10 protein-coding genes are annotated in these 13,159 nt (G+C 60.9%); 7 read left to right on the forward strand and 3 right to left on the reverse strand.

Annotation, left to right across the window (positions count from 1 at the left end; all coding sequences use genetic code 11):
- The first annotated feature begins 9 nt into the window (after positions 1–9).
- Entirely contained in the window at positions 10–777 is a 768-nt protein-coding gene (locus PF1751_RS14745; protein ID WP_010210056.1) for an SDR family oxidoreductase, read from the forward strand.
- Here the strand turns inward: PF1751_RS14745 and PF1751_RS14750 are convergent, their stop codons facing one another.
- A complete protein-coding gene (locus PF1751_RS14750; RefSeq protein WP_010210054.1) occupies positions 778–1,221 on the reverse strand; it encodes a carboxymuconolactone decarboxylase family protein in 444 nt (147 codons plus the stop codon).
- A gap of 154 nt (positions 1,222–1,375) precedes the next feature.
- Here PF1751_RS14750 and pdxR point away from each other — a divergent pair, with 154 nt between their 5' ends.
- Positions 1,376–2,809 carry a MocR-like pyridoxine biosynthesis transcription factor PdxR gene (gene pdxR, locus PF1751_RS14755; protein WP_010210053.1) on the forward strand — a complete coding sequence of 478 codons (1,434 nt, stop codon included), beginning with the start codon at positions 1,376–1,378 and terminating at the stop codon, positions 2,807–2,809.
- Between the two features lie 84 nt (positions 2,810–2,893).
- Positions 2,894–3,295 carry a cupin domain-containing protein gene (locus tag PF1751_RS14760; protein WP_010210052.1) on the forward strand — a complete coding sequence of 134 codons (402 nt, stop codon included), beginning with the start codon at positions 2,894–2,896 and terminating at the stop codon, positions 3,293–3,295.
- A 3-nt stretch (positions 3,296–3,298) separates the two neighbouring features.
- Here the strand turns inward: PF1751_RS14760 and PF1751_RS14765 are convergent, their stop codons facing one another.
- Entirely contained in the window at positions 3,299–3,928 is a 630-nt protein-coding gene (locus PF1751_RS14765) for a DNA-3-methyladenine glycosylase I (protein ID WP_010210050.1), read from the reverse strand.
- 217 nt (positions 3,929–4,145) lie between these two features.
- On the opposite strand from PF1751_RS14765, the gene PF1751_RS14770 reads away from it, so the two are divergent.
- The 4 genes from PF1751_RS14770 (at position 4,146) to PF1751_RS14785 (ending at position 7,796) form a co-directional block, all read left to right on the forward strand.
- Positions 4,146–5,471, forward strand: a complete 1,326-nt coding sequence (locus tag PF1751_RS14770; RefSeq protein ID WP_175439684.1) for a C4-dicarboxylate transporter DctA — start codon at positions 4,146–4,148, stop codon at positions 5,469–5,471.
- A gap of 172 nt (positions 5,472–5,643) precedes the next feature.
- Positions 5,644–6,345 (forward strand): FadR/GntR family transcriptional regulator, encoded by a 702-nt coding sequence (locus PF1751_RS14775; RefSeq protein WP_010210048.1) that lies wholly within the window; start codon positions 5,644–5,646, stop codon positions 6,343–6,345.
- 17 nt (positions 6,346–6,362) lie between these two features.
- Positions 6,363–7,055, forward strand: coding sequence for a GntR family transcriptional regulator (locus PF1751_RS14780; RefSeq protein ID WP_010210047.1), 693 nt, complete (start codon positions 6,363–6,365; stop codon positions 7,053–7,055).
- A 120-nt stretch (positions 7,056–7,175) separates the two neighbouring features.
- Complete coding sequence (locus PF1751_RS14785) at positions 7,176–7,796, forward strand: hypothetical protein (protein WP_044287278.1); 621 nt, start codon at positions 7,176–7,178, stop codon at positions 7,794–7,796.
- A 54-nt stretch (positions 7,797–7,850) separates the two neighbouring features.
- On the opposite strand, the gene PF1751_RS14790 is transcribed toward PF1751_RS14785, so the two are convergent.
- Positions 7,851–12,719, reverse strand: a complete 4,869-nt coding sequence (locus tag PF1751_RS14790) for an NAD-glutamate dehydrogenase (protein ID WP_010210045.1) — start codon at positions 12,717–12,719, stop codon at positions 7,851–7,853.
- Positions 12,720–13,159: the final 440 nt, after the last annotated feature.

The raw sequence follows: 13,159 nt of genomic DNA on the forward strand, positions 1-13,159 counted from the left end.
GGAACCGCTATGTCCAAGACCCACCTGTTCGACCTCGACGGCAAAATCGCTTTTGTTTCCGGTGCCAGCCGTGGCATCGGCGAGGCCATCGCCAAGTTGCTGGCCCAGCAAGGCGCCCACGTGATCGTGTCCAGTCGCAAGCTGGAAGGCTGCCAGCACGTGGCTGATGCGATCATCGCCGACGGCGGCAAGGCCACTGCGGTGGCCTGCCATATCGGTGAAATGGAGCAGATTACCCAGGTATTCGCCGGCATTCGCGAGCAGTTCGGCCGCCTGGATATCCTGGTCAACAACGCAGCGACCAACCCGCAGTTCTGCAACGTGCTGGACACTGATCTCGGTGCATTCCAGAAGACCGTTGACGTGAATATCCGTGGCTACTTCTTCATGTCCGTGGAAGCCGGCAAGCTGATGCGCGAGAACGGTGGCGGCAGCATCATCAACGTCGCGTCGATCAACGGAATCTCCCCGGGCGTGTTCCAGGGCATCTACTCGGTGACCAAGGCCGCCGTGATCAACATGACGAAGGTGTTCGCCAAGGAATGCGCGGCATTCGGCATTCGCTGCAATGCCCTGCTGCCGGGCCTGACTGACACCAAATTCGCCTCGGCGCTGGTGAAGAACGACGCGATTCTGAAAATGGCCCTGGCGCAGATCCCGCTCAAGCGCGTGGCCGACCCGAGCGAGATGGCCGGCGCGGTGCTGTTCCTGGCCAGCGATGCATCGAGCTACACCACCGGCGTGTCACTGAATGTGGACGGTGGCTTCCTATCCTGATCAGGCATTTGGCGGCGGCTGCCGAAAACTCACTGCCAGGCGGTTCCAGCCACTGATGCTGGACACCGCCATGGTCAGGTCCACCAGTTCCTGCTCGCTGAACTCCAACCGCACGGCGGCGAACAGTTCATCCGATACCGTCGAGGTCGGCAACGTCGCGACTGTTTCACTCCAAGCCAACGCGGCCTTTTCCCGTGCCGTGAAGAACGGCGAATCACGCCATACGCACACCGCGAACAAGCGCCGCTCGGTCTCGCCGCGCTGACGTGCCGCCATCGAGTGCATATCCGTACAGAAACCACAGTGGTTGAGCTGCGAGACCCGGATCTTGATCAGCTCCAGCAAGTGCTTTTCGATGGACAAGCCGAAGGTCGTCGCCTCCAGCATGAGCATGCCTTTGAGCGCTTGCGGCGAAGCGGTGTAGTAATCCAGGCGGGGTTCCATGGCGATGGTTCTCTGTCAGTGGGTGCAATCACAATCCAGCCTAGAGCCCACACGACATAAGCCCTATAGCCAATCAGACGGTTTATGCAGAGACCATTTTGCACCTGCGGCATGCGCGCGTACTCTTGGCCCGAGTGAATGCACGGGGTAAGACATGGAATTGCACGTTGTCATTAACGGTCGCAAGGATCTGGCCGAACAGTTGTATCAACAGTTGCGTGAAGCCATCGGCTCCGGGCGCCTGGCCGCCGGTGCGCAGTTGCCGCCCAGCCGCTTGCTCGCCCAACAGCTGGGGGTGTCGCGCAAGACCGTGTCGGACACCTACGCCACCCTGACCTACGAAGGATTACTGATCGGCAAGACCGGCCGTGGCACCTTCGTCAATGCCCGAGCGCCACAGACTGAACGCCAGCAAGGCGCCACCGACCTGGCCTGCGCCGCCAACCTCGCGAAGTGGCAGTCACTGCCCTCCCCGATGCGTCACCCCACCCGTGACAGCACGCTGCGTTACGAATTTATCGGCGGTGCCACCAGCCGCAACCAGTTCCCCCAGGATGAATGGCGTCGCTGTACCCAGGACGCCTTACGGCGCATCGCCCAGAACAGCGGTTTCTACAGCCAGCCCGAAGGCTTGCCGGCGCTGCGCAGCGCCATCGCCGGACACATCGCGTTCTCCCGCGGGGTCAACTGCCGTGACAGCGACATCGTGGTCACGAACGGTGCACAGCAGGCGCTGGACCTGATCGCCCGCGTGGTGCTGGAACCGGGCAGCCTCGTTGCCATGGAAGACCCCGGCTACAGCCCCGCACGCCAGATGTTCATGGCGATGGGCGCCAGCGTCGTCAGCGTGCCGGTGGATGAACAGGGCATTCGTGTCGACCGAATTCCCGACGGCACACGGCTGATCTACGTGACGCCCTCCCACCAATTCCCCCTCGGCATGCCGATGAGCCCAGCGCGCCGTGAAGCCTTGCTGGCACGAGCGTTCGAGCTGGGTGCGATCATTATCGAAGACGACTACGACAGCGAATTTCGCTACGAGGGGCGGCCCACCGACTCCCTGCAAAGCCTGGACACCCGTGGCGTGGTGGCCTACGTCGGCACCTTCTCGAAAACCTTGCTGCCGGAGTTGCGCCTGGGTTACGCGGTGCTGCCGCCGGCCATTTACGGCGCGGTCCTCAAGGCCAAGCAATTGACCGATCAGCACAGCTCGACGCTGCCGCAATGGGCCTTGGCCAAATTCATCAGTGAAGGCTACTTGCTCAAGCATATCCGCCGCTGCCACACGGTTTACGCCGGGCGCCGTGAACGCATCCTGCAACGCCTGGCGGGCGACTTGTCGCCCTGGTTCGAAGCGGTGCCTACCGTGGCCGGGTTCCACATGGCGGCGTTGTGCAAGGTGCCGGTGAACATCCCGTTGCTGATGGAACTGGCACGCCGAGTAGAAGTGGGCGTGTACCCCCTGGACGTGTTCTTCCACGATGCGCCCATACGTCCTGGCCTGATCATCGGTTTCGGCGCCATCGAGACCCTGGACATCGACCCGGCGCTGGATAAGGTACGCGATATCCTGCTGCAGATTGGCTAGTGGATTTTCCTCCGGATTGGTCATTGGTCCCCCAGGCACGGCGGCGTAGGGTGAAGAGGTCTCGAATGACTCGGAAACCTCACCATGAAACGATTGCTCGCTGCCTCGCTGATGCTCGCCTCGCTCGGCGCCTTTGCCCACGAACCGGTTTACAACCAGGAGTCGATCAAGGTGCTTCAAACCCATGCCTTGACCAATGTGCCCGGCAAGAAAACCATTATGCTCACCGTCGATTACGCCCCAGGCCAGGCCACCATGCCCCACAGCCACACCGGCACTGCCGTGGCTTATGTGCTGGAAGGCGCGATCACTTCGCGGGTGAATGATGAGAAAGCGAGAACCTACCAGGTCGGCGAATCGTTCTACGAACCTGCGGGTTCGCGACACTTTGAGTCGAGCAATGCCAGCCAGACAAAACCGGCCAGATTGCTGGTGGTGATGGTGCTGGATGACAACGCTGAAGTGCTGACGCCGCTCCAGCAGTAAGCCTCAAGGTCGCTGGAACTGCCGGCGCAGGTCTTCGATCCGTGGCCGGCACACACAGCCTTCCAAGTGATCATTGACCATGCCCATCGCCTGCATCAACGCATACATCGTGGTCGGGCCCACATACGTCCAACCGCGCTTCTTCAAGGCCTTCGACAAACGCACCGAAGCCGGTGAAGTGGGGTTGCCCGTCCAATAAGCCATGTCCACCACGGTCGGGCGCTCATCTTCACCGGGCTCAAACGCCCACAACCAGCGCGCCAGGGAACCGGTCTCATCCACCAGCTCACAGGCCCTGCGTGCGTTGTTGATGGTGGAAACGATTTTGGCCCGATTGCGCACAATGCCCGGGTCCTGCATAAGCCGCGCAATATCCGCCTCTCCATAGTGCGCCACACGGCGAAAATCAAAACCCTCGAACGCCACGCGGAACTGCTCACGCTTACGCAGGATGGTGATCCACGCCATGCCAGCCTGAAAGCCCTCCAGGCAGATCTTCTCGTACAGCTGAATATCATCCGCCACCGGCACGCCCCACTCCTGGTCGTGATAACGCGGGTATTCCGGCGCGGCCATGCGCCAGGTGCAGTGGGTCTGCCCGGTGTCGTCAGTGGTCAGTCCTGGTGTGTCCATCCATCACCTCACGTGCCGAGCGGTGGATGATAAGCGAAAAAATTTCCACCGCGCCAACCGCTCAAGCCTCGACCTTACCGTCCAACTGGTCAGACCGGGACCTGTCAACCGCCAAATAATTGCTTGTGATTTCAAAAATACCGGGCGTAGACTGGCCCCGCACTGGACTTACCGGTAAGACCACAACAATTAAGCCCTGGAACCACCAGGGCACCGAATAGAGATCCCTCCCATGCTTAGATGGTGCTCGCGTTCGATTTTCCTGCAAGTCGTGATTGGCCTGATGCTCGGCATAATCTGCGGCCTGACCCTTCCCGAATTCTCCTCGCAACTCAAACCCCTGGGTGACGGTTTTATCAAGCTGATCAAGATGCTGATCGGCCTGATCGTGTTCTGCGTGGTGGTCAGCGGCATTTCCGGCGCCGGCGACCTGAAGAAAGTCGGGCGCATCGGCCTCAAGTCCGTGATCTACTTTGAAATCCTCACCACCGTCGCTCTGGTGATCGGCCTGGTGATGGCCTTCAGCACCGGTATCGGCACCGGCGCCAATATCCATCTGGAACAACTGTCGTCGGCCGGCTTGAATGAACTGGCAGACAAGGGTCAGCACATCCGTGGCACCAGCCAGTTCCTCATGGACCTGATCCCCAACTCGGTGATCGGCGCCTTTGCCGACAACAACGTGCTGCAAGTGCTGCTGTTCTCGGTGCTGTTCGGCAGTGCGTTGAACCTGGTCGGCGAAGCAGCCTCGGGCATCTCGCGACTGATCAACGAACTGAGCCACATCATCTTTCGCATCATGGGCATGATTGTGCGCCTGGCGCCAATCGGTGTGTTCGGCGCAATCGCCTTCACCACCAGCACCTACGGGCTGGACTCCCTGCAACACCTGGGCAGTTTGGTGGGCCTGTTCTACTTGACGTGCTTTGCCTTCGTCGGGCTGATCCTCGGTCTGGTGATGCGCCTGTCGGGGCTGCGCATGTTGCCGCTGCTCAAGTACCTGCGTGAAGAACTGCTGATTGTGATGGGCACCGCCTCCTCCGACGCCGTGCTGCCACAGATCATGCGTAAACTCGAACACCTGGGCATCGGCAGTTCTACCGTGGGCCTGGTGATTCCGACGGGGTACTCGTTCAACCTCGACGGCTTTTCCATCTACCTGACGCTGGCCATCGTGTTTATCGCCAATGCCACCGGCACACCGCTATCGATGACGGATCTGCTGACCATTCTGCTGGTGTCGTTGATCACCTCCAAAGGCGCCCACGGGATTCCCGGCTCGGCGCTGGTGATCCTGGCGGCGACCCTCACGGCGATCCCTGCGATCCCGGTGGTGGGCCTGGTGCTGGTGCTGGCGGTGGATTGGTTCATGGGCATCGGTCGCGCGTTGACTAACTTGATCGGCAACTGCGTCGCCACCGTCGCCATCGCCCGCTGGGAAAAAGACATCGATATCCAGCGCGCCAACAAGGTGCTGGACGGCCAGCAAGGCTATGCCTTCCAGGCCAAGAAGCCGGTCGTGCCGGCGCATCAGGAGTTTTGATCCATTTCATGAGCGACACAGGCCAAGATGTGGGAGCGGGCTTGCTCGCGAATGCGGTAGTTCAGCCTGCAAATGGGGTGACTGACACACTGCTTTCGCGAGCAAGCCCGCTCCCACATTTTAACCGTCGTCAATTTGACAACCCTGTTCGCAACATCAAGGAGGTAACGGCGTGATCAGCACCTCAACCGTCGTCAATTCAGTCGTAGAAAAACTCCGCGCCGCGCTGGCCCGCGGGCAGTGGCGTCGCGGCGAAATGCTGCCCGGCCAACGCGAACTGGCCGAACAAATGGGTATCAGCCGCCCCAGCCTGCGTGAGGCGGTGATCGTGCTGGAAACGCTCGGCCTGGTGCGCTCCATGCCCGGCAAGGGCGTGGTGGTATTGGAGACCAATATCAGCGAACCGCACGCCAGCGACGCGGTGGCCGACGCCAGCCTGGAAGACATCCTGCAACTGCGCTACACCCTCGAGCCCTTCATTGTCGGCCTGGTGGCCCAGTCCATCAGCAGCAAAGAGGTGGGCCAACTGCGCCTGACCTTGATGGACATGCGCGAGGCCCTCGACGCCGGCGACGCAGAGGCCGGAATGAACGCCTACATCGGTTTTCACGAAGAGCTGTTTGCCCTCACTTCCAACCCGATCTTCCAGAACGTGGTGCAACAGACCAGCAACGCACTCAAGCAAAGCGCCCAGGTGCTGCGCAACTCGCCAGAGCACCTGGCCGAACGCCTGCAGGAAAATGAAGCCGTTGTGCGCGCCATCCGCAACAAGAACAGCGCCCTGGCCAGCGCCGAAATGCGTCGCCACATCCTTCAGGAAGGCCTGCGCATGGGCATTCGCTTGAACATCCCGGACGACCATCTGGGCAGCTGACTTTTTGGAGACAGGCCATGACCGCTCGCGCCTTGCACTACGACCCTATCCTCCCAACCCTGCGTCTGGTCGCCGGTAAAAAGCCTTCGGTGGACGACATCTATCCGCGCTTGTTCGACGCCATCCTGGAACAGCGTATCGCCCCGGCCAGCCGCTTTACCGAAGAAGGCCTGGGCGAGATCTTTGGCGTGAGCCGCAGTGTGATTCGCCGCGTCCTGGCAAAGCTTTCCCATCAGCAAGTGATCCTCCTGCGCCCCAACCAGCGCGCCCAGGTGGCAGCGCCGGACACGCAGCAGGCGCGGCAGATTCTGGAAGCGCGGCGACTGACAGAAATCACCGTGGTGCAATTGGCCTGTGCGCAAGCAACACCCCTACAGATCCGCCAGTTGCGCGAGCTGATCGCACGGGAACGCGAGTACATTGAGCGTGATCAGCGTGGACCGGCGATTCGGTTATCCGGGGAATTCCATCTGCAACTGGCGGCCGTGGCGGGCAATGCACCGCTGGCACAGTTTCTCAACAGCCTGGTGCCACTGACCTCGTTGATCATTGCGCAATTTGAAGCCAAAGCCTGCACGTATTGCGCGTGGCAGGAGCATGCGGCGATTGTGGATGCGGTGGAGCGGCGCGACTCAACCACCGCGGTGACGCTGATGACCCAACACCTGGATCACCTGGAAGCCAAATTGCTGAGCCAGGCTGTGCCATAAAGCCCACCCTGACTGACTACGAATACAGCGGTGATCTCCGAAATCGCCGACAGCCCGGAGGGTCATGGCACTGCACAATTGTATTCATCCCTACAGCCTTGAACTCGGATGAATAGCGTTATGCAAGCCCTCACTTTCGCACTGGTCACCGCCCTCTTCATTCCGCAGTTCAATGCCTATGTATGGGCGGGCGACGCGTTAACGGCCGGGACTTACATCATCACCCCGGCAGCCCCCGTCTGGCTGCTTGAACAACCCTACGCCAATAGCCCGATGCTAACCGCCCGCACTTTCGGTGGCAGCGCTTACGGCGACTATCACGTCAAGGCCAGCTTTGAGATCAGTTGCTCCCCGCAAAGCCCGACGGCCAGCGTTGCACTGCAGATCACACCGGCCTCGCTGGGCTTTGACGCGGCGCCATTCGAAGGTCCAGACGCCAGCGCAAATGGGCCATTGCGCATCACCACGGCAACACGCACCGCCATCGATCACCCGGTAAACGGTGTCTGGACCTACGGCGGGGCGTTCCAGATCGGAACGGTATTTGCGCTCAGTACTGCCGTTGCGCCTGACGAATTAGCCTACTGGGCCAGCGATGCCTCACGCGGTCAAACACTAAAACTCTCAATAGCGCCTGCCAACGAAGGCGACAAGCCGCTGACCGCGACCTTCTTATTACCAGCCAATAACAACGGCTTGAAAAGAGTCATCCAGCCTTGCCTGGGTCATGCCAGTTTTTAAGTCAAAAAAAAGCCCCGTATCTCAAGATACGGGGCTTTCTGTCTTGCAGTTAAATCAAACCGCTTGCAACGCCGACTGGCCGCTCAACGCCAGGTCCAGCAACTCACGGTTGGCCACCGCGTACATGGCGTAGTCCGTACCCACAGCGGCACGAATCTCAACCATCATCGCCACCCAACGATCGGCCATGTCCTTGTGCTGCTCAAGCCACAGGGCCACGCGGGCTTCCATGTCTTGCGGCGCATCGGCCATTTGCAGGACGGAGATAGTGATCGCGCGCTGCTGCCAGTCCACGTCGTCGCGGAAGGCCTCGCGGGCCTGGGCTTGCCAGTTGTTGGCCACCGGCAGATCACTGATCTGCTGCAGGTACCATGGCAGGTCCAGGGCGCTGCCGACGGCGAAGTAGGCCTTGGCCACTTCGGCGGCATCATGCCCGGTCACGTCAGCCGCTTCGATGATTGGCAGCAAGGTGTACAGGTGCGTTGTACCGGCAACCATACGCGCCAACAACTCCGGCACACCGGCTTCGGTGTATTTGCCGTAGCGGTTCTGCCAGCCTTCACGGGTCGGGCCTTCCAGCAGTTCGTCGAGCTTGAGGCCCAACGCCGCCAGGTGCGGACCGAAATGCGCGGTGTCGCGGCCAGCGTCCTGCTCGTTGCGACGACTGCGCAGGAACCAGCGCGTAGCGCGGCGGCCCAGGCGCATCAGCTCATCCATCAGCTCCAGTTGCACATCAGCGGAAACCTGGTGGTCCAGGGCTTCGATCTGGCGGAACCAGTGCGGGAGGTGGAAGATGTCACGCACGATCACATAGGCGCCGGCCACGTTCGCCGGGCTCATGCCGGTGGACTCTTTGAGCCGCTGAACGAAGGTGATGCCCATGTGGTTGACCAGGTCGTTGGCGATCTGGGTGCTGACGATCTCACGCTTCAGACGGTGGCGACGCATGGCCTCGGAGAACTTGGCGACCAGGCTCGGAGGGAACGCAGTTTCCATATCACGGGTCAGGTACTCGTCATCCGGCACCAGGGACTTGAGCAGCGCTTCCTTGAGGTCGATCTTGCTGTACGAGATCAGCACCGACAGTTCCGGACGGGTCAGGCCCTTGCCAGTCGCGGCGCGCTCGGTGAGCTGCTCCTCGGTCGGCAGGTACTCGATGGCACGGTCCAGCTTGCCACGGCCTTCCAAGTCGCTCATCAGGCGTTTGTACTCGGCGGCACGCTCATAGGCACGGCGCGCAGCCAGGGACAGGGCCTGGGTCTGCTTGTAGTTGTTGCCCAACACCAGGTTGCCGACTTCGTCCGTCATGCTCGCCAGCAACTGGTTGCGTTGCTTGTCGGTCATGTCACCTGCCTGCACCACTTCGTTGAGCAGGATCTTGATGTTCACTTCGTGGTCGGAGCAGTCCACGCCACCGGCGTTGTCAATGAAGTCGGTGTTGGAACCGCCGCCATTGAGGCCGAATTCCACACGACCCAGTTGGGTCATGCCGAGGTTACCGCCCTCTCCCACGACCTTGCAGCGCAACTCGTTGCCGTTGACGCGCAGCGCGTCGTTGGCCTTGTCGCCTACATCGGCATGGCTTTCGGTGCTGGCCTTGACGTAGGTCCCGATACCGCCGTTCCACAACAGGTCCACCGGCGCCTTGAGCAAGGCGTTCAGCAGTTCGGTCGGGGTCAGCTTGTCGGCGGAAATGTCGAAGCGTTCTTTCATCTGTGGCGAGATGGCAATGCTCTTCGCGCTGCGCGAGAAGATACCGCCGCCTTCGGACATGATGCTGGTGTCGTAGTCGGTCCAGGCCGAACGCGGCAGTTCGAACATGCGCTGACGCTCGACGAAGCTGGTGGCCGGGTTCGGGTTTGGATCGATGAAGATATGCAGGTGGTTGAACGCCGCGACCAGTTGCAGCTTGTCGGACATCAACAGGCCGTTACCGAATACGTCACCGGCCATGTCACCGACGCCGACCACGGTGATGCTGTCTTCCTGCACATTGATGCCGCGCTCACGGAAGTGACGCTGCACGCCAACCCACGCGCCTTTGGCGGTGATGCCCATTTTCTTGTGGTCGTAACCGGCGGAACCACCGGACGCGAACGCGTCACCCAGCCAGAAGCCGTAGTCGATGGCGATACCGTTGGCGATGTCGGAGAAGGTCGCGGTGCCCTTGTCCGCTGCGACGACCAGGTACGGGTCATCGTCGTCATGGCGCACGACGTTGGCCGGCGGCACCAGGGCGCCATCCTTCAGGTTGTCGGTGATGTCCAACAGGCCCGAAATGAAGATGCGGTAGCAGGCGATGCCCTCGGCCGCGATCTCGTCGCGGCTGCCGCCCAATGGCAGGCGACGCGGCAGGAAGCCGCCCTTCGCACCCACTGGCACGATGACCGAGTTCTTCACTTGCTGGGCTTTTACCAGGCCGAGCACTTCGGTCCGGAAGTCTTCTTCACGGTCGGACCAGCGCAGGCCGCCGCGAGCGACGTTGCCGAAACGCAGATGCACGCCTTCCACGCGTGGCGAGTACACGAAGATTTCAAACTTCGGCACGGGCTTCGGCAGTTCAGGAATGGCGCGTGGGTCGAACTTGAAGCTGAAGTACGACTTGTTCTGGCCGTTGGCGTCAGTCTGGTAGAAGTTGGTGCGCAGCGTGGCCTTGATCAGGTCCAGGTAGCGACGCAGGATGCGGTCTTCGTTGAGCACCTGAACATCGTCCAGGGCGCTGAGAATCGCTTGTTCCAGGCGTTGCTGCTTATCTTCCAGGTCGTCGGCGGTCAGCTTGCGCGCCAGGTAGAAGCGGGTCTTGAACAACCGGGTCAACTCGCGGGCGATGTCGGTGTGGTTGTTCAGGGTGCTGGCGATGTAACCCAGGTCGAAGCCCAGGCGGATCTGCTTCAGGTAACGGGCATAGGCACGCAGCAGCGCCACATCGCGCCAAGGCAGGCCCGCGGTCAGTACCAGGCGGTTGAACGCATCGTTCTCGGCGTCGCCATGCACGATGTGCACGAACGCATCCTGCAGGGTGTCGTTCAGTTGCTGGATGTCCAGGTTCACGCCTTCGGCGGCGATGAACGCGAAGTCATGGATCCAGAACTCACGGCCATTGGCATGGCGTAGACGGTACGGGAACTCGCCCAGCACGCGCAGGCCGAGGTTTTCCAGGATCGGCAACACGTCGGACAGCGCCAGCGGGGTGTCGGCGTGGTAGAGCTTGCAATGCAGCTCGCGCTGGCCGGAAACCTGGCCCAGCGGCTGGTAGAAGCTCATCACCAGCGGGTTGGCTTCGGTCAGGCTCAGCAGGTGCTGCATGTCGACCACGGCGGAATGCGCGGCGAAGCGCTCGCGGTAGCCGGCCGGGAAGCCTTTCGGGAAGTCAGCCAGCACGTTGGTGCCGTGGGCTTCGCCGAAGCTTTCGACGACAAGGCTGGAGTAGTCGTCCTGCCAGCTGCGGCAGGCCTGCACCACTTCTTTTTCCAGTTGCAGCGGGTCGATGTCCAGACGGTTCTTCGGGTCAACCCGCAGAATCAGCTGCACACGGGCCAGCACGGATTCGGAGAAGAAGGTCCAGAATTCGCAGTCCGAGGCCTTCAGGCGATCCATCAGCACTTGCTGGATCTTCTGGCGCACTTCGGTGGAATAGATGTCGCGCGGCACGTAGGCCAGGCAGTAGCAGAAACGACCGTACGGGTCCTTGCGCAGGAACACGCGGATCTTGTTGCGTTCCTGGATCTGCACGATGGACATCACAGTGCTGAACAATTCGTCGACCGGGGTCTGGAACAGGTCGTCGCGTGGCAGCACTTCAACGACTTGAGCCAGCTCCTTGCCCAGGTGAGCCTTGGGCTGGAAGCCGGAGCGGCGTTCGATTTCCGCGACCTTGCGACGGATGTACGGAATAACCCGCACGCTTTCGCCATACACCGAGGAGGTGTACAGGCCCATGAAGCGGTGTTCCTTGATCACTTTGCCGTCGGCGCTGATCTCACGGATCGACACGTAGTCCGGGTACGCCGGACGGTGTACACGGCTCGGGTGCGCGGCCTTGGCGAACGACAGCACGGTCGGTTCACGCAGGTAGGCCACGGCGTAGTCTTCGATGCGCAGGTCGTCGGCGGTGAGGCCGGCGCGCAGCAGCTTGGTCAGGCCGAGGAAGGAATCGGCGTCATATTCGATATGACCGCCATCCGCCTCGTCACGTACCACGAATTCTTCATAGCCCAGGAAGGTAAAGTGGTTGCCCACCAGCCATTCCAGGAAGTTCTTGATCTCGGCTTTTTCTTCGCCGTCGATGCTGAACTGGCTGGCGTCGATACCGGCCAGCAGGTCCTGGACCTTGGCTTTCATCGGCTCGAAATCGGCCACGGCCACGCGCACTTCGCCCAGCACCTGCTCAAGCTCTTTGCTCAGCACGTTCAGTTCGGCGGCGTTGGCGCAGCGGTCGATTTCCAGGTACATCAGCGATTCTTGCTGGATGCCTTCGCCCTGGGTGCCTTTAGGCAGGATTTCCAGCAACTCGCCCTTGGCGCCACGGCGTACGCTGAGCACGGTGGTCTGCAAGGTGTGGATGCTGTAGCCGCGGCGGTTCAGCTCGGTACGGACCGAATCCACCAGGAATGGCAGGTCATGGTGCAGCACTTCAACCGCGGTATGGGTCGACTGCCAGCCATGACGTTCGTAATCGGGGTTGTAGACCCGCACTTGCGGTTGGGTATGGTCAAAGCGCTCAAGCAGGCGCCACGCAGAGAGGGTGCAACCGGCCAGGTCGGAAAGGCGACGCTGGGTCAGTTCGTCCAGGGAAATGATGCCGAAGAATTGTTCAGCAAACAGCGCCACTTGTGGCAGTGCCTGTTCACTGATGTGCTGCGCCAGTGCCGCTTGCAGTTGATGCTGGAAGTCGGCCTTGCTGGCTGCGGTGAAGAACGCCATCTGTGGTACTCCGCTTGGGCTTGTTATTGATGGAAGCGTCGCGTGTTATCCCCTTGCGGGGAGACCGTCAGCGCTGTTCGCAGGTTAACCATAGCGAATTCAGCGTGACAGGTGAGTGAAGCTGGACAAGACAGTCAGGTCACATACAACTTCCATTGGACATGCGCCTTGCCAGGCGACGGTACGACGGGCAGGTCAGACTCCCGGCACAGGGCACATCCGTTGCGCAGCTTAACGAGTGTGGGAAGCCAGCTGCTTGCGACGCTGCGACATATTCGGTCATCGGTAAGCAGGCGTAGGGTTGCGACTTGGGCAACCCGCAATATCCGGCAAAAAAACCGGCTATTTCAAGGCGTGCGAGTACCAGAAATGACTGATATTGCCCGTCAGGTCATGCACTGGGTCTGACACAGGATGCAGCACAAAATTCGCCGCAATGG

It is taken from the genome of Pseudomonas simiae (genome assembly GCF_000934565.1).
In the GTDB taxonomy this organism is placed as follows: domain Bacteria; phylum Pseudomonadota; class Gammaproteobacteria; order Pseudomonadales; family Pseudomonadaceae; genus Aquipseudomonas; species Aquipseudomonas simiae.

Coding starts and splice junctions, on each gene's coding strand:
- PF1751_RS14745 (WP_010210056.1), top strand. CDS start 10: ATGTCCAAGACCCACCTGTTCGACCTCGACGGCAAAATCGCTTTTGTT.
- PF1751_RS14750 (WP_010210054.1), bottom strand. CDS start 1,221: ATGGAACCCCGCCTGGATTACTACACCGCTTCGCCGCAAGCGCTCAAA.
- pdxR (WP_010210053.1), top strand. CDS start 1,376: ATGGAATTGCACGTTGTCATTAACGGTCGCAAGGATCTGGCCGAACAG.
- PF1751_RS14760 (WP_010210052.1), top strand. CDS start 2,894: ATGAAACGATTGCTCGCTGCCTCGCTGATGCTCGCCTCGCTCGGCGCC.
- PF1751_RS14765 (WP_010210050.1), bottom strand. CDS start 3,928: ATGGACACACCAGGACTGACCACTGACGACACCGGGCAGACCCACTGC.
- PF1751_RS14780 (WP_010210047.1), top strand. CDS start 6,363: ATGACCGCTCGCGCCTTGCACTACGACCCTATCCTCCCAACCCTGCGT.
- PF1751_RS14785 (WP_044287278.1), top strand. CDS start 7,176: ATGCAAGCCCTCACTTTCGCACTGGTCACCGCCCTCTTCATTCCGCAG.
- PF1751_RS14790 (WP_010210045.1), bottom strand. CDS start 12,719: ATGGCGTTCTTCACCGCAGCCAGCAAGGCCGACTTCCAGCATCAACTG.